We start from the raw sequence: 16,725 nt of genomic DNA, 5'->3' as shown, positions 1-16,725 counted from the left end.
TTTGGCATCATTGCGGTATTGACGGTGGAGCTTGGTTTGATTACGCCGCCGATGGGGATGAATATCTTTGTGATTAAGGCGATGGCACCGCACATTAAGCTGAGCGATATGTTCCGAGGGGTGGCACCATTCATTGTCTCTGATGTGATTCGCTTGGTTATCTTAGTGATGTTCCCTGCCATCTCGCTTGTGCTGCTCGGGTAGTGTTTGTCAGACAGTTAATAACACGCTCTATTACAAGTCTCATCGTTGAAGTGCACCGTATTATTCATGATGCCGCGTATTGATATACGCAACATCATGTAAAAGAATCTTCGTAAGAAAATAGTAGTACCCCTTAGATAAATAGTTTTTAACAAGGAATTGATATGTCTAACTACACAAATTTACATCATAATTACATAGCAGGCGAATGGCGTGATGGTACATCGAGTCATGAAATCGTAACAAGTAATCCGTTCACTGGTGAAGATATCGCCACGTTTAAAGCTGCCAGCCTAGATGATATTAACAAGTCTTATGAGGCACTAGAGCAAGCACAACAGGACTGGTGTCATACCAACCCTTATGCTGTAAGCCAGATTGTTGAGCAAGCGGCAAAAGTAATGAGTAACCGTCGAGACGAGTTGGTTGACTTGCTGGTGCGTGAGTCTGGTTCTACCGTGATGAAGGCCAATATTGAGATTGATGCCTGTATTGGGGTTATTAAAGTGGCCGCCGAGTACCCGTTTTTATTAGAAACTACGGTTGCACGCTCAGCCATTCCCAATAAGTTAAATCACATTATTCGTAAACCAGTAGGTGTGGTAACGGTTATTGGCCCCTTTAATTTTCCAATGTTTTTAGCCATGCGATCAGTAGTCACGGCCTTGGCAAGTGGCAACACCGTATTATTAAAGCCTGCCTCTACCACACCCATTACTGGCGGTATCTTGCTGGCCAAAATCTTCGAAGAGGCAGGTTTGCCCCCAGGTGTGTTGACAGTGGTTGTGCCAAAAACCTCTGAGATTGGCGATGCGCTATATACACATCCGATTCCTCGTGTGATTTCGTTCACTGGATCTACTGAGGTTGGTCAGCGCATAGGAGAGATGACGGGCCGCGAAATTAAGCGTTCTATTTTAGAGCTTGGTGGTAATAATGCCTTTGTAGTGCTTGACGATGCCGATATTGATTATGCAGCACGTTCTGCAGTCTTTGGTCGTTTCTTACACAGTGGTCAGATTTGTATGTCAGTGAACCGTATCATTGTTCATGAGTCTATCTTTGATGCGTTTGCCGAAAAGTTTGTCGAATATACAAAAGGATTGAACGTTGGTGACCCATCAAGACCTGATGTGTTGGTGGGGCCTTTGATTGATGAGCGCGAAGCTGTGCGGGTAGAGCAGGCCGTACAAAAAGCCGTGCAAGAAGGTGCTGAGATACTTCTTGAAGGTAAGCGTGACGGTGCGCTCGTTTATCCATATGTCCTAAAGGGCAGTAATGACGTTTATTCTGCACGTACAGAAATGTTTGGCCCTGTAGTGACCTTGATTTCACACAAAGGCGATGCTGATGCTTTACGCTTAGCAAACGATACCGATGCTGGATTGAGCGGTGCTGTGCATTCTGCAGATATCTCCCGAGCACAAAGGTTTGCGGCAGGATGGCGCACAGGCATGGTTCATATTAATGATCAAAGTGTCAATGATGAGCCGCGCGTTGCCTTTGGTGGTGAAAAAGCATCAGGGGTGGGCCGCTTCGGTCGTCACATTACCTTCGATGAGTTCACGACTTATCAATGGGTATCGGTACAAACTGAACAGCGTCCATATCCTGTTTAGTGATTTTTAATAATTGACTATCAATAAGTGATTTTGAACTTAAGAATGTAGGCATTAAGGTTCTTATTACCAATCATTCAGGCATATGAGAGCGGCATAGATTGGAAGCTATGCCTATTTATCTATCACAATAATTGTCTACCATCAAAAAAAGGAATTCATGATGAGTAAAACCTTTTCAATCAGCTTAGTGTTGGCGGCTCTAGTGGGTATGACGGCTTGTTCACAATCAGATGACAGCATCACTCAAAGTGCTCAAGAAGTCACCACTCTGCGCTTCTCACATTTTTGGCCAGCCACCTCGACCACAAACACAGAAATATTTGAATACTGGGCAAGAAAAGTAGAGGCAGAATCTAAAGGGAAAATTAAAATTGAGATATTTCCTTCTGCAACACTCAGTAAACCAAACGCAACCTATGATGCAGTTGCCAATGGTGTGGTTGATATTGGGTCTACGCTCCAAGGCTATACCAATGGCCGCTTTCCATTGACTCAAATTACTGAGTTACCAGGGCTGTCAAACTCGGCAACACAACTAAACTGTATGCTCCATAATCTATATGACGATGGTGTGATTGCAAGTGAATATGAAGACACTCATGTGTTGTTCATGATGGGTACCGGCCCTGGTGGTTTTCACACAGTTGACAAGCCGATTCGCACACCAGATGACTTAGCTGGAATGCGTATTCGAGGTCCTTCAGCAATAACGGGCAATATCATTGACGCGGCAGGTGGCACGCCAGTAGGATTGCCAGTGACTGATCTTTATACCTCTTTGCAGCGCGGTGTATTGGACGGCATAAGCTTGCCTTGGGATGCTATGGGTTCCTTTAAGTTGACAGAGATAACCAACACTCATACCAATATCCCTTTTTATAGCTCGCCGATTGTTGTGACTATGAATAAAGATAAATATGAAAGCTTGCCAGATGATCTTAAAAAAGTCATCGATAATAATTCGGGTGCGGCGATGGCCAAAATAGCGGGCAATGTGTTCGATGAAGATGACGCAAGGCATATGGCGGAAGCCAAAGCCAAGGGTGATTCAATCATAGATATTCCCAATCCACTAGAAAACCCTGAATGGAAAAAGCCTTTAGAAGCGGGCACACAAAAATATTTAACAGATCTTGCCAAGCTGGGTTTGGATGCTCAAACAGCCTATCAAAAAACTATAAAAGCCAGTGCCACTTGTCAGTCTTAATGGCTAGGTCGCTTGCTCCAATAGAAGGGTCTGTAAAGCAGTTAAATATTCAACAGACCTTAGGGCGTGTCCTCAATCTGAACAACAAATATGAAATTGGCTAAAAATGGCTAAATATTTGCCAAAATGCGTCAAATAGCTTGCTAATATCTCGATATTATCTGCACTACTTTCCTTGTTTGACTGCTATTTATCTTATTTTTATCGCCATTTTTAAAATGAGGATACGCCTTAGTATTAACAATTTTGACAATCAACGCTTAGCAATAAGCAATTAGTGACAAGGATGTTTTTTATGTCTTCTATCCAGCATACAGATACTGTGCAACAAGTGACGTTTCGTTTGATGCGTGAACTTAATATGACGACAGTATTTGGTAATCCCGGCTCTACTGAGCTTAATTTTTTGAATAACTTTCCTGAAGATTTTGAATACATATTAGCCTTACAAGAGTCATCTGTTGTGGCGATGGCCGACGGCTATGCTCAAGCATCTGGCAATGCCGCTTTTGTCAATCTGCACTCAGCAGTAGGGGTTGGCCATGCCTTAGGAAACATATTCACAGCATATCGAAATCACACACCTTTAGTCATAACGGCAGGCCAGCAATCTCGTAGCATCTTACCTTTTGCACCTTATCTTGGTGCAGATCACGCTGCCGACTTTCCAAAACCGTATGTTAAATGGAGCATCGAGCCTGCGCGTCCTGAGGATGTGCCATTGGCAATCGCTCAAGCGTATCATATTGCGATGCAGCATCCACGTGGTCCAACCTTTGTATCGATACCTTCTGATGATTGGGATAAAACGACCTGTATGCCTCATTACTCAAAAGTGATTGAGGGTACGATACCAACGCCCGCAGCCATTGATCAGCTGTTAGAGGTACTCAAAAATAGTCAAAATTTAGCCATAGTTGTTGGTGCAGATGTCGATAGGCAGGATGCATTTAATACTGCTGTTAAACTGGCTGAGCGGCTACAGGCACACGTTTGGGCAGCACCGTATTCGAGTCGAGCCAGTTTTCCAGAAGACCACACTCAGTTTGCAGGGTTTTTGCCTGCGCTTCCTGAGCAGCTGTCAAAAAAACTGTCTGGGTATGATGTAGTTCTGGTGATTGGCGCCCCTGTGTTTACGTTACACATTGCAGGAGATGTGACGATATTTGATTCAGCAGTCAAAATATATCAAATTACCGATGATCCAAAATATGCGGCATTTGCCTCTGCAACCACCACTTTATTTGGTTCAATCAACCACAGTATTAGTGCCATGTTGGATAAAATCCTTCCTCTATCTGACTCTCAGAGTGACAAATTTGTCACGCCGCTGCGTCCTGCTGCACCCAAGGTAACTGGAGCGACCCCCATTCCAGTGGAGTATGCCATTGATCTGCTGTCGCATGCACGACCATCTGACTCTATTATCGTCGAAGAAGCGCCTTCTCACCGGTCTGTCATTCAACGTTTTTTGCCCATTACACAAGCGCAGGGCTTTTTTACGATGTCTAGTGGTGGTCTTGGCTATGCGTTACCGGCATCAGTAGGAGTCGCGTTATCCACTAATAAACGGGTTGTGTGCTTAATTGGTGATGGATCTTCTATGTATTCTATTCAGGCTGTTTGGACGGCCGCGCAGTTGAATTTGCCTGTGACATTTATTGTGCTAAACAATTTTGGATATGGTGCCATGCATTCATTCGGTAAAATTATGAAGAGTCAGTCTGTACCAGGGCTTGACTTGCCCAATATTGACTTTGTGCAAGTGGCCAATAGTATGGGTTGTGAAGGTGCTTGTATTAAAGAGCACGAAAACCTACCCGAAGCAATTCATAAAGCGGTCAATGCATCGGGCTGTTATCTGTTAGAAGTCATTGTTGACCCAAATACAGGTGATATTTAGCGCCCCATTCTCAGATATGATCACCTATTGTTATATGTGGGCATATCTGAGTATCTATCAGTATTTTATGGGTATGGAAATTCTAATTTAGTTTGGCATTATCAAATATATTAGCGTTGCTATTATGGACAATAAAATCCCCCAAATCACTGATATACTACAACTTTATAGTGAACTATTGTTTAACTATGTAAATACTGTTACAGTATTATTTGAAAATTCTGATGAACTAAAGTTTTGTTTATAACGATTGTGTTCAGCATTATGAAGAGGGTTATTAACAGCCGTCTGTCAACGAGTAGAAAACCTACAATCATCGGTTAATAATACTGATGATAGAAACGTTAAATATAATATTAGCTATCAATATTTAGCGGCTATTACAAAAAATAAAGCCTATATCCATCCACAATAACAAGGAAGTTATCCATGAGACATTTTTGCTCACTCTCAAGCCATCAACAGAAAGTCAACGCTACAATCAGTAAAAACCCTCGCCAGCATACCTCATTGTCATCTACTCTAACAGCATTGGTCGCCAGCTTGGCTTTTATTTATAGTGGACAGGCACTGGCACATGGCGGAGAGGTACATATGGTGCCGATTGAGGCAGCTATGACCACAGCAGGGGCAGAGGTCAGCTACGACAGCTACGCTGATATGTATACCGTCACCAAAAACTCTACACGTGTACAAATCAAACCCAATAGCGCAACTGCCATGGTGAATGGAAAGCCTTTAAAGATCACTAACCCACTGGTCATGAAAGATGGACAAGCTTTGGTGCCTGACACCTTGGCCAATGAAATACTCCAATCCAATTTGGATCAAACATTCAAAATAGAGCAAAGCCCGCATCCCTTGAATGTATTGAGTAGTGACGAGATTAACGAAGTCACAGCCATTATTCGTAAAGCCAAACCTGAACAAAAAAACTCACGGTTTGCTGATATTCGTCTAAAGCAACCCGACAAAGATGCCGTGTGGCGTAACGTGATTGATAGAAAACCTTATACAAGCGACCGCGTGGCAACGTTTACCATCTTAAAAGGCAATACGGTCATTGAAGGGGAAGTCGATTTAAGCAAAAACACGCTGACAAGCTGGAAAGTTTTAGAGAACACTTTTGGCATGGTACTGGTCGATGACTTTATGGCCATACAAGACATCATTCAAACTAGCCCAGAGTATAAAGCCGCACTGAAAAAACATGGGGTAGACGATGTGACCAAAGTGGTGGGCACACCGTTGACCGTTGGGTATTTTGGGGGAGAAGATGGTCTGTTAGACAAGCAACAGAGGATTCTAAAAATTGTCTCTTACCTAGATGTCGGCGATGGTAACTATTGGGCACATCCGATCGAAAATTTAGTAGCCGTGGTCGATTTAGATAAGAGCAAGATTATTAAAATCGAAGAAGGTGGTGTTATTCCTGTACCGATGACCCCGCGCCCAATTGATGGTCGCGATAAAAAGGTTGTGACCAATAAACCATTGAACATTATTGAACCAGAAGGAAAAAACTATACCATCACTGGTCGAAACGTTGAGTGGAACAATTGGAAGTTCCATATCGGTCTAGACAGTCGTACAGGTTTACAGCTCAGTACCGTTACTTTTAAAGACAAAGGTGTAGACCGTAAAATCATGTATCAAGGCAATTTAGGTGGCATGGTAGTCCCTTATGGTGATCCTGATATGGGTTGGTATTTTAAATCTTATCTAGATTCTGGCGAATATGGTATGGGCACCTTAACTTCCCCACTAGAAAGAAATGTTGATGCACCAGAGAATGCGGTGCTCCTTGATGCGGTGCTTGCAGATTACGAAGGTAATCCTTATACCATTCCGAATGCCATTGCCGTGTTTGAACGTTATGCAGGCCCTGAGTTTAAACACCAAGAAATGGGACAAAAAAATGTCAGTACTGAGCGTCGTGAGCTAGTTGTACGCTGGATCAGCACCATCGGCAACTATGACTATATTTTTGACTGGGTACTTCAGCCAAACGGTACCATTGGTATCAATGCTGGCGCTACTGGTATCGAAGCGGTCAAAGGTGTTATTACCAAAACCATGCATGACCCAAGTGCTAAAGAAGACACACGTTATGGCACACTGATAGACCACAACATCGTTGGCACCACGCATCAGCATATCTATAATTTCCGCTTGGATATGGATGTTGATGGCGAGACCAACAACATCAAACGTATAGAGCCAGTAGTCGTACCCAATATGCGCAGTGGCCCGCGTACCAGTGCAATGGAGACTCGTGAGACGACAGTATTAACAGAAACTAAAGCGAAAGAAAATTTTGACCCTACTACTGTGCGTTTAATCAGTAATGCCAGTAAAGAAAACCGTATGGGCAATCCAGTTTCTTATCAAATGATTCCATTTGCAGGCGCCACTCATCCCATTGCGAAAGGTGCTAATTTTGCAGATGATGAATGGTTATTTAAGCGTCTCAATTTTATGGATAAACAAATTTGGGTGACAAAATATAATACGAATGAGTTATATCCAGAGGGTACTTATCCTAATCGTTCTGATAAAGATACGGGGCTAGGATCCTTCGTTGCAGATGACGAAAACATTCATAATAAAGATTTGGTGGTTTGGCTAACCACGGGTACTACTCATATAGCTCGGGCTGAAGAATGGCCTATTATGCCGACAGAATGGGTGAATATTTTGCTTAAACCATGGAACTTCTTTGATGAAACTCCTTCGTTAAATCTTAATCAAAGTAAAGATGAGAGCAAATAAATATTTTGGAACAGTAGTCCATTAGTGCAGCAATATCATTGCTGCACTAATGCTAATTATTTATAAGCACAGATACCCCAAGTAAATAATTTGACTCTATAGCCTAGTTTAAGTGTTTTCAGTCAATCCTATAAATAATATTTACGAGAATAAGAGTTAAAATAATGAGAGAATTTAATTTAATTATCGACGGTAAAAGTGTTGCTACTACCGATTGTTTTGATGTCATCAATCCTGCTGATAAATCTGTTATTGCCTGCTGTCCAAAGGCCAGTGTGGCTCAATTAGATAAAGCAGTCGCAGCAGCCAAAGCAGCGTTCCCTAGTTGGTCAGTACTCACCTATGCAGAACGCCGTGACTACTTAATGCAGCTTGCTGATGCGGTTGAAGCTCGTGCTGATATGCTTATGACGATGCTGACCAAAGAGCAGGGTAAACCCACAAAAGGTTTTGCCGATTTGGGTGCAGGCTTTGAGTTGGGTGGTGCATTGGCTTGGATACGTTCGACTGCTAGCATGGCGTTAGAACCAGAAACTATCCAAGACAATGACTTGGCTAAGATAGAGTTACATCGTAAGCCACTGGGCGTTGTGGGCTCGATTACCCCATGGAATTATCCCTTACTTATCGGCATTTGGCACATCATTCCTGCTTTGCTCACTGGTAATACCGTCGTCATGAAACCGTCTGAGATGACCCCATTGACCGTACTATGCTTTGGTGAGATTGCTAAAGATATTTTGCCAGCAGGCGTATTGAATGTGGTAACTGGCAAAGGTGATATTGGTGCGGCGATGTCTGCACATGTGGATATTCAAAAGATTGTATTTACAGGCTCAACCCCAACGGGCAAAGCCATTATGAAAAGCGCTGCCGTGACTTTAAAACGTTTGACGCTTGAGTTAGGTGGCAATGACGCTGGTATTGTACTGGCGGATGCTGATATTGAAGCCATCGCGGGTAAGATTTTTGCAACCTCTTTTATCAATAATGGCCAAACGTGTGCCGCCCTAAAACGACTATATGTGCATGAATCCGTGCATGATGAGTTGTGTGCAGCCTTGACCACGATTGCCAAAAGTATGAAGACAGGTAATGGGCTTGATGAAGACACCGACTTTGGACCTCTACAAAATGAGGCACAATTGAATATTGTCAAAGCCCTTGCTCAAGATGCCAAAGAGCGCGATGCAAACTTCTTATGTGGCGGTGAAGTAGTAGACGAGACCGGCTATTTTTATCCCATAACGTTGGTGAACAACATCAATGATGGCGCAAGATTGGTTGATGAAGAACAGTTTGGACCGATTCTACCGATTATTAAGTTTAGCGATATCGAAGAGGTGATTGCCAGTGCCAACCGCTTATCTGTTGGACTTGGTGGTTCAGTCTGGTCAACAGACATCGAAAAAGCACAGAGTATCGGCTCACGTTTAGACTGTGGCACTGTGTGGATCAATAATCATGCCATGGTTCAACCCGATGCACCATTCGGTGGTGTTAAAGACTCTGGGTTTGGTATTGAGTTTGGAGAAGCTGGTCTCAAAGAGTTTTCCTCTATACAGACGATGCAAGTTTTTAAATCTTAATAGATATTTATTACATAATAAGTATCTAGTGACCGCTAGTAAATGCAAAAAATATGGCCGAAGTAGAACAGGTAGTGATTACTTATCTTTAGATATGCTAAAAGCCCCAGATTACATGGTTATTAGTAGGAAAGATCAGTTATCTGAAGATGGTTAGTGATTTTAATTGAAATAGGCTCATCTAAAATAAAGGAATATAGCTGACAATAAAAAGGAGTTTTAATGTCTACTAAAAATAAATCAAAAGGTATTTCACGTCGCAATTTTTTAGGATATACCGCAGTTGTCTCAGGTGTACTTATGTTGTCTAAGGGTGCTATAGGTGCAAGTATTAATCCTATAGATAGCCATAGTAAAGAATTCGATATGTGATTATTGGCGCAGGTTCGGCAGGGTGTGTACTTGCGAATCGTTTAACTGAAGACGGTAGTCAGGTACTTATTATTGAAGCAGGAGGTCCCGATAACAGTGAAATGATATCAACACCTATGCGTTTAATTGAGCTATGGGGTACCGAATATGATTGGGACTATAAAACAATACCGCAAAAAAATGCACACTATCGTATCTTAAATTGGCCGCGTGGTAAAACGGTGGGTGGGTGGGTCGTCGTCGTTAAACGCTATGATTTATGTAAGAGGTAATGCGTCTGATTATGACCATTGGGCAAATGAATTAGGTTGTGATGGGTGGTCTTATAACGATGTACTACCATATTTCAAAAAGTCAGAAAATTACTCACGTGGTCCAAGTGTCTATCATGGCGGTGACGGGCTACTTCATGTTACTGCAGATTTTACTCCTCATCCAGTAACGAAAGCGATAGTTGATGCTGCTATAGAGTCTGGTATCTCTTTTAATGATGACAGCAATGGGGAGACACAAGAAGGGGTCAGTTATACTGATTTAAATACGAAAGATGGGAAGAGACACTCCACAGCAGTCGCTTTCTTACGGCCAGCTCTCAATCGTCCTAATTTATCATTAATAACTAACTCACGTGTCCATAAAGTAAATATAACAAAGGGTGTAGCAATAGGTGTTACATATCGTCAAGAAGGCACTATCAAAACAGTCAAAGCTAAAAAAGAAGTGATTGTATGTGGCGGTGCTATTGAATCTCCTCGTATTTTGATGCTATCAGGCATTGGGTCAAAATCAGAGTTAGAAAAGCTTGGTATTAATGTGGTTGTCGATAGCCCCGGTGTAGGTGAAAACCTCCACGATCATAACTTAAGCCCTGTAATATACGAAGGAAAGAAAGAGCTCCCGCCACCAAGTGACATGTCTATTCAAGTATTGCATGCTCATATGTTTGCAAAAACTCAGACAGTTCTACCAGGGGCCGATATGCAGCCACTTTTTTTCCATGTTCCTTATTACGCACTTGGTCAAGATAGTTCCGTTCAAAATGCATTCTCTCTAGTAGCTGCAGGAGTTAGACCGACCTCACGCGGTAGGATTACACTAAACAGTTCTAATCCTGATGATAAGATGAATATCGATCCAAATGTACTTGATACACAATATGATGTTGATACATTAGTGACTTCGATTAAACAAATGCGCAATATCGCAAACCAACCAGCCTTAAAAGAATGGCGTGGTCGAGAAATATATCCAGGTGAAGATGTTAAAACAGATGAACAAATTGCAGAGTATGTGCGTTCGTCAGTTGTAAGTTACCATCACCAGAATGGCACCTGTAAAATGGGAAGTGATGGTTTGGCAGTGGTGACACCACGATTAAAGGTTCGAGGTGTTAAAAGACTGCGTGTGGTAGATGCCTCTATTTTCCCGTTCGTCATGGCTGGTAATACAAATGCACCCACAATTATGGTAGCAGAGAAGGCAGCTGACATGATTAAAGAGGACAATACATAAACTATGTATGGAGTCAGATATCCAAATTGGACTCCATATTAATATTTTTCAGCCTTTAAAAATAAATCTAACCCCAATATTAAGCGCCTTACCTAGATAAAAGCATGTTATCGAAAAAGCCTTTCAAGTTATGAAGTATTAAGCTTGAAAGGCTTTATCAATTTTGGGCAATATGGCAATTAAGATAGTAAGCAATTAATGATTATAGTTGTTAAAAGGCAATAAAGAATCCTTGTGAGAGGTTGTCAAGGGTTTAAATGATTACTAATTATATCTTAACTGGTGTGCTTACTCAGAGTAAGCTGTGGGCTCAATAGTTTTTTACACCAAGCTATGCTTTGTGGAATTGTTGAAATTCCATTTCGTATACACGTCTACAGTTAGCTCTCTGTAATGGCGAACGGTACAATAAAAACGCTGCATCAAATAGTAATATAGTATTTCTGTTCGATGCAGCGCTATGCTATGTGTCTCTGTGTCACTCATGTTTTAGCTTAGAAACTGATTGATATGCTCACCAATTTCATCAGGTTTCTCATCAATCAACCAATGAGCAACATCTTTAATCCAGACAAGCTTTGCGTTTGGAATCGCTTCTGCCAGCTTTGGTGCATATTCCGGTTTTTGGAAAGGGTCTTTGTCGCCCCACATAATGAACGTCTGATGTGGAAGGTTGCTAAGTTCGTCAGTAATGGCCTGAGTATACTCTTTATTCAACCGTCTGAGATTGCGAAAGAAGGCATGCTTGCCATCTTCAGTTGACCAAGGCTCAAGATACATCTCAATAAGCTCATCAGTCATGACACTCTTATCATATACCCCTTTTGGTAGGAAGCCTCGCATCATGCTTAAAAAGTCCTCTAGACTCATCTCTGACTCAGCACCAGGTTCCTGTAGCGGCTCAAAATCTGGGATAGGCCATGAATCGAAGCAGATGCTATCTATCAAAATCAGCTTTCGAACTTTCTCTGGATAATTGACAGCTATCAACTGAGCAACGCCTCCACCAATATCATGTCCAACAATATCTGCTTGCCGCGCACCTAGGACATCCATGAGTTTTACAATCGTGTTGCTTTGTGCATTAATGGACACATCTGCGTTTTTTGGTTTTGCAGATTTCCCATAGTTGAGAAGGTCGGGGGCGATGACCCGATGTGTTTTTGCAAGTTGTGGAATAATATTTCGCCACATGAGGCTATTGGTTGGAATCCCGTGCAGCAGGATTATTGGACTACCTGAACCTTGTTCCAGAAATGCAATCTTATGCCCGTCAATGTATGTATAATTTTCTGTTATTTGAGTACTCATAGCATCCTCCTAAAGATGAATTTTAATAATCGTGAAATCGTTCTACGGAAAGGGGAGACAGATTTTTTCAGCTAAGATAAGGCAGTAACTAACCCAACGTTACAATAGTAATGTGAAGCAATTCTTCAGTAAGTATGCGGTCTTATTGATCAACGGCAACACGGCTATCAAAAATAGCACCAACTGTGTACGGAGCTTTATTTATAAGAAGCTTAGACTTATCCCGCTACTTCCTCTTCTCACTTATTCAAAAGCCTAATGAAATGGCTTTATTGAAATAACGCGACTGTATCAAAGACTGTTGTAATGAAGGTCGTACTGAAGTTAGATAAACCAACCTGATGAAAGTGTTATTAATAATACATTAATAACAAAAGCATTATGGCTTAAGCCGTTATGGGTTTGTAGCTCAACCGTTATTAATCGTTAACTACCGTGTATTAGAAGTAATAAAAAACCCCACAGCGTATAGGCTATAGGGTTTTTTATTACTTCTAATATTATTTGATGGTGCGCCCACCACGCAACGACCAAATTACTGTAAGTCTTTTAATTTAAGGGTTCTAGATATTAATATATTACTTTTAACAACAAATTTAACAACTTCCTATGGTCTATTGATTTGCCATCCGATTGAGATTGGCTTTTATATCACGAATGACCTGATTTGATAATTCTTTCTCGATGTTATTGTCTTTAATAACAGTCAAAAAATCTTCAGCAACTGATGCTACCTGATCAATAATAGCTTGTGCTTTGTTTTGCTTAATATCAGCAAGTTTAGCCAACTTTAATAAGTGTGAAAGGGTAGGATGCTGAGCTTCACCTGCTATGTCCATCTGATGATAACCATTTATACCTGAGTTATAAGCGAGATCATAGACAGGCGATAACGACCACCTGCCAGCCTTGTTCATCATAAAAGAGAAGTTTTTGCTATGATCGTCTTTATTGTTAAAGATGACATTAAACACCGCATGTCTAAAACCCTCTTCTACAGCAACTTGTGATTGGGTCAACATACGCACGCAGCGTAAATACTGCAGATAATCTAGTGATGGGATGCGAAAATCAATGTCTAATAAACCTGCTAGCGTATGAGTATGAACGCGTTGATTGCCCATGCGGTCGAAACGCTCAACCCCAAAAGCAGCATGTTTTTCACCGATATCAAAATAATGATGCGCAGGCATGTTTAGGCCTGCTTGCTTAGCCCTATCAGCATAAAGTGATTCTAATAGACAAACGCTTTTATGCTCAGATTGGGCAGGAAACTTAATCAGCCACGGCGCTGCGGATGGCTGTTCGCTTGTTAAGTCCGTAGTAATAAACTCGGTTGCTTCATCATATAGGACAAGTGCTTTTGGTCTTGCACCTTGTGGTGAGCCACCGATGACGATGAGCTCAGCCAATATGTCACTATCTTGTCCAGATAAAATCGATTGATTGGCAGCGGCCAGTTTGGCTAAAGTAAAATCAGTGATGTCGATATCAGCGCCTGACAGGTCTTGTTGTGGCTCAAAACTAAGTGCTCCCATTGCTGAATTACCAATATAAGCGAGGCGATCTAAAACATTGATTGACGTAGCATGAGACATTGTTTTTCGAAAGAATCTATCCATTAGCAGCATTCCCCAACCATCAGGCAAGCTGTCTGATAATAATCCGCATAGGTAATGGCTTGACGCATGAGCACCATAGTAAGGTGCTGATCGTAATGGCATCTCAATTGGTGACAGCTCCAGTCCATCAGCCAGCCACGCCGCATCATAGCCAAAGGTAGGGCGTCGTCCATCCATCGTTAATTTACCGATAAGACGTTTGTCTCCGAATCCTTGGTAGTAAATATTGACAATTGATATCGGTTGATACATTGAAATGGCTACCTTATATCAGCTTTTATTTGAGGCGCGCAAGCGTGGATTTTGTTTAGCGATAACATCCTCTATATTGGTAGGCACTACATCAAATAATTCAGAAAAGTGATTTACCATGCCAAGAGCCATAGCGAGCCTGATTATATTGTCTAGTGTACCGCCCTGACCCGACTCAATACGAGCAACAGTACTGATACCAGTACCAGCCTTATCTGCTAAAGCGGCTTGTGTTAAGTTTAATGTCAGTCGCTGCATTTTTAAGCGTTCACCTAAAATCTGAGAAATCTCACTTGGCGTATAAAAATCAAATCTTATGTTCATAATATAATCAATCATATAAGAGTATTAAAATACTATTTTAGCACTTAGTCATTCAAATATGAATGCTTGTTCTTATAAAGCTAATAATTAGAAAAAATACTTGCAATAAGTAACTGTTGTATACATAATTCTTTCACTATAAAAATGGTGGACTTATGTATACAAGTATTTTGAGAACAGATATAGCTGGCCACAATTTAAGCCTTTTAACGATTAGTATTATCAGCATTTGTATGGGTGTCAATGCCAATGCGATTACGCCTGAGCAGTATCAAGATCAGCGTAGTGAAGCCTTAAAACAGCAACAATTGGTTAAGCCCAATGTCAATATAAATACTGATACGTATCAACAAGCGCCTTCCACTTCTATAGTGCCTGCCAGTTCTCAGAACACTGATTCCGCTTCAACCCCTTGTTTCGATATTGATCATATTTACCTAACAGGTGAGCTGAGCGAAAAGTTCACTTTCGCACTCATGCCTTATATTAAAGGTAAATCATCCCTACTGGGTAGCTGTCTATCAGTCAATGATATCAACCAGCTGGTCACCAATGTACAGAACCGGATTATCGAAAAAGGTTACGTCACCACGCGCGTTTTGGTACAAAACCAAAACCTCAAATCTGGTCACTTAACGCTCACCCTCATTCCTGGTCGTATTGATCAAATTACCGCTGTCGATGTTCAAGCCAGTCGTCCTGTTTATATTGATAATAGCGGCAACCCCGCCAACTTTGCCCCTGCCATGCCAATGCAGTCTGGTGATTTGCTTAATGTCCGTGATATCGAGCAGTCACTAGAAAACTTTAAGCGCGTACCAACCGCTGACGCGGATTTCTCCATTGCACCTAGCAGTCGAATGACCGATCCTGGTTACAGTGATATCCAAGTTAAATGGCAGCAAAACAAACGCTGGCGTCTGTCTGCTTCTGTTGATGATTCAGGGCAGGAAAGTACAGGTGTCTATCAAGGTAATGTCACGCTATCACTAGACAATCCCACTTGGCACAATGATTTGTTATATCTCTCTTATAATCATGATCTTGATGGTGGTAATGACAAGAGTGATGGTAGCTGGGGCTATAACATCGGTTATGTATTGCCAATTGATAATACCCAATTAACACTGATCCATAGTGGCTATAACTATGATCAGACGGTTGCGGGTGCCAACCAAGACTATGTCTATAGCGGCGAGTCGTATAACACTGAAGCATTAGTCAGCCATTTGGTCCACCGTGATAGCCACAGCAAAACGTATTTAAAAGTAGGTGGTTACACCAAGCAACAAAGCAACTTTATTGATGATACGGAAGTGGAGGTACAGCGTCGCCGTACGGCAGGCTATAAAGCAGGTATTGGCTACGAGACCATCATTGGTAAAACCCAGTGGGTAGGTGATGTCATGTATCAGCGCGGCACAGGTGCCTTTGATGCGATCGATCCGCCTGAAGCGGTTTTTAATGAAGGCAGTGCGCGTGCTGGTATCGTAAAAGTAGGGGTTGATGTGAATCAACCTATGCAAATTGCAAATCAAGCTTTGAATTATCATGCCTCTTTCACTGGGCAATATGCGACTGAGGCATTGGTGCCGAACGAACGTTTGAGTATTGGCGGACGTTATAGTGTACGCGGGTTCGACGGTGAGCGCAGTTTAAGCGGCGATCATGGTGCGATTTTAAAGCAAGAGCTGAGTGCCTATTTAGGTGATAAGCCTCATGCCATTTATGCTGGTGTCGATGCAGGCTATGTAAAACTTGATAATGAAGCTCAAGATGATCTGCTGTTAGGCAATCATCTCGTTGGCGGCGTTGTGGGTGTCAAAGGTTATGTGACGCCGCTACGTACCAGCTACGACTTGTTTGCTGGCTATCCGCTAGCCCAGCCAGACGGTTTCAGTGACAAAGAGTGGGTCACTGGCTTTAGTTTAGGGTGGCAGTACTAACCCTTACTCACTAACTAGCATTATCATTTATACCATATCCAAGATTGGCCATGAACCTGCTTTAATAATCTATTCAATAAACACCCCCT

General features: G+C 41.9%; 13 protein-coding genes. 10 read left to right on the top strand and 3 right to left on the bottom strand.

Going from position 1 to position 16,725, the window contains the following annotated elements; translation table 11 throughout:
- From ACIGBM_RS09380 to ACIGBM_RS09340, 9 genes are all read left to right on the top strand, one after another.
- On the top strand, window positions 1-204 hold a 204-nt coding region (locus ACIGBM_RS09380), incomplete at its 5' end, for a TRAP transporter large permease subunit (RefSeq protein WP_397477558.1).
- A 164-nt stretch (window positions 205-368) separates the two neighbouring features.
- Window positions 369-1,823 (top strand): aldehyde dehydrogenase family protein, encoded by a 1,455-nt coding sequence (locus tag ACIGBM_RS09375; RefSeq protein ID WP_394123431.1) that lies wholly within the window; start codon window positions 369-371, stop codon window positions 1,821-1,823.
- A gap of 163 nt (window positions 1,824-1,986) precedes the next feature.
- Window positions 1,987-3,033, top strand: coding sequence for a TRAP transporter substrate-binding protein (locus tag ACIGBM_RS09370; RefSeq protein WP_397477569.1), 1,047 nt, complete (start codon window positions 1,987-1,989; stop codon window positions 3,031-3,033).
- A gap of 295 nt (window positions 3,034-3,328) precedes the next feature.
- Window positions 3,329-4,936, top strand: coding sequence for a benzoylformate decarboxylase (gene mdlC / locus ACIGBM_RS09365; protein WP_397477557.1), 1,608 nt, complete (start codon window positions 3,329-3,331; stop codon window positions 4,934-4,936).
- Window positions 4,937-5,365: 429 nt separating this feature from the next.
- The gene (gene tynA, locus ACIGBM_RS09360) at window positions 5,366-7,708 is read left to right on the top strand and encodes a primary-amine oxidase (protein ID WP_397477556.1); all 2,343 of its coding nucleotides are present in this window, start codon (window positions 5,366-5,368) and stop codon (window positions 7,706-7,708) included.
- A gap of 164 nt (window positions 7,709-7,872) precedes the next feature.
- On the top strand, window positions 7,873-9,297 hold the full coding sequence (locus ACIGBM_RS09355) for an aldehyde dehydrogenase family protein (protein WP_397477555.1): 1,425 nt from the start codon (window positions 7,873-7,875) through the stop codon (window positions 9,295-9,297).
- Between the two features lie 222 nt (window positions 9,298-9,519).
- Window positions 9,520-9,669, top strand: a complete 150-nt coding sequence (locus tag ACIGBM_RS09350; RefSeq protein WP_397477554.1) for a twin-arginine translocation signal domain-containing protein — start codon at window positions 9,520-9,522, stop codon at window positions 9,667-9,669.
- A complete protein-coding gene (locus ACIGBM_RS09345) occupies window positions 9,666-9,941 on the top strand; it encodes an NAD(P)-binding protein (protein WP_397477553.1) in 276 nt (91 codons plus the stop codon). Before ACIGBM_RS09350 ends, ACIGBM_RS09345 begins: the two co-directional genes overlap by 4 nt.
- On the top strand, window positions 9,880-11,181 hold the full coding sequence (locus ACIGBM_RS09340; RefSeq protein ID WP_397477552.1) for a GMC family oxidoreductase: 1,302 nt from the start codon (window positions 9,880-9,882) through the stop codon (window positions 11,179-11,181). Before ACIGBM_RS09345 ends, ACIGBM_RS09340 begins: the two co-directional genes overlap by 62 nt.
- Window positions 11,182-11,670: 489 nt before the next feature.
- On the opposite strand, the gene ACIGBM_RS09335 is transcribed toward ACIGBM_RS09340, so the two are convergent.
- The 3 genes from ACIGBM_RS09335 to ACIGBM_RS09325 all read right to left on the bottom strand — a co-directional run bounded on the left by ACIGBM_RS09335 (window position 11,671) and on the right by ACIGBM_RS09325 (window position 14,690).
- Entirely contained in the window at window positions 11,671-12,492 is an 822-nt protein-coding gene (locus ACIGBM_RS09335; protein ID WP_298810055.1) for an alpha/beta fold hydrolase, read from the bottom strand.
- A 614-nt stretch (window positions 12,493-13,106) separates the two neighbouring features.
- The gene (locus ACIGBM_RS09330) at window positions 13,107-14,366 is read right to left on the bottom strand and encodes a type II toxin-antitoxin system HipA family toxin (protein ID WP_397477551.1); all 1,260 of its coding nucleotides are present in this window, start codon (window positions 14,364-14,366) and stop codon (window positions 13,107-13,109) included.
- Window positions 14,367-14,384: 18 nt separating this feature from the next.
- Window positions 14,385-14,690 (bottom strand): helix-turn-helix domain-containing protein, encoded by a 306-nt coding sequence (locus ACIGBM_RS09325; protein ID WP_397477550.1) that lies wholly within the window; start codon window positions 14,688-14,690, stop codon window positions 14,385-14,387.
- A gap of 155 nt (window positions 14,691-14,845) precedes the next feature.
- Here ACIGBM_RS09325 and ACIGBM_RS09320 point away from each other — a divergent pair, with 155 nt between their 5' ends.
- Window positions 14,846-16,636: a ShlB/FhaC/HecB family hemolysin secretion/activation protein gene (locus ACIGBM_RS09320; RefSeq protein WP_397477549.1), complete on the top strand. Its 1,791-nt coding sequence runs from the start codon at window positions 14,846-14,848 to the stop codon at window positions 16,634-16,636.
- Window positions 16,637-16,725: the final 89 nt, after the last annotated feature.

This window comes from Psychrobacter sp. NPDC077938 (genome assembly GCF_044542635.1).
In the GTDB taxonomy this organism is placed as follows: domain Bacteria; phylum Pseudomonadota; class Gammaproteobacteria; order Pseudomonadales; family Moraxellaceae; genus Psychrobacter.
This window is presented reverse-complemented; position numbering and strand designations above follow the sequence as displayed.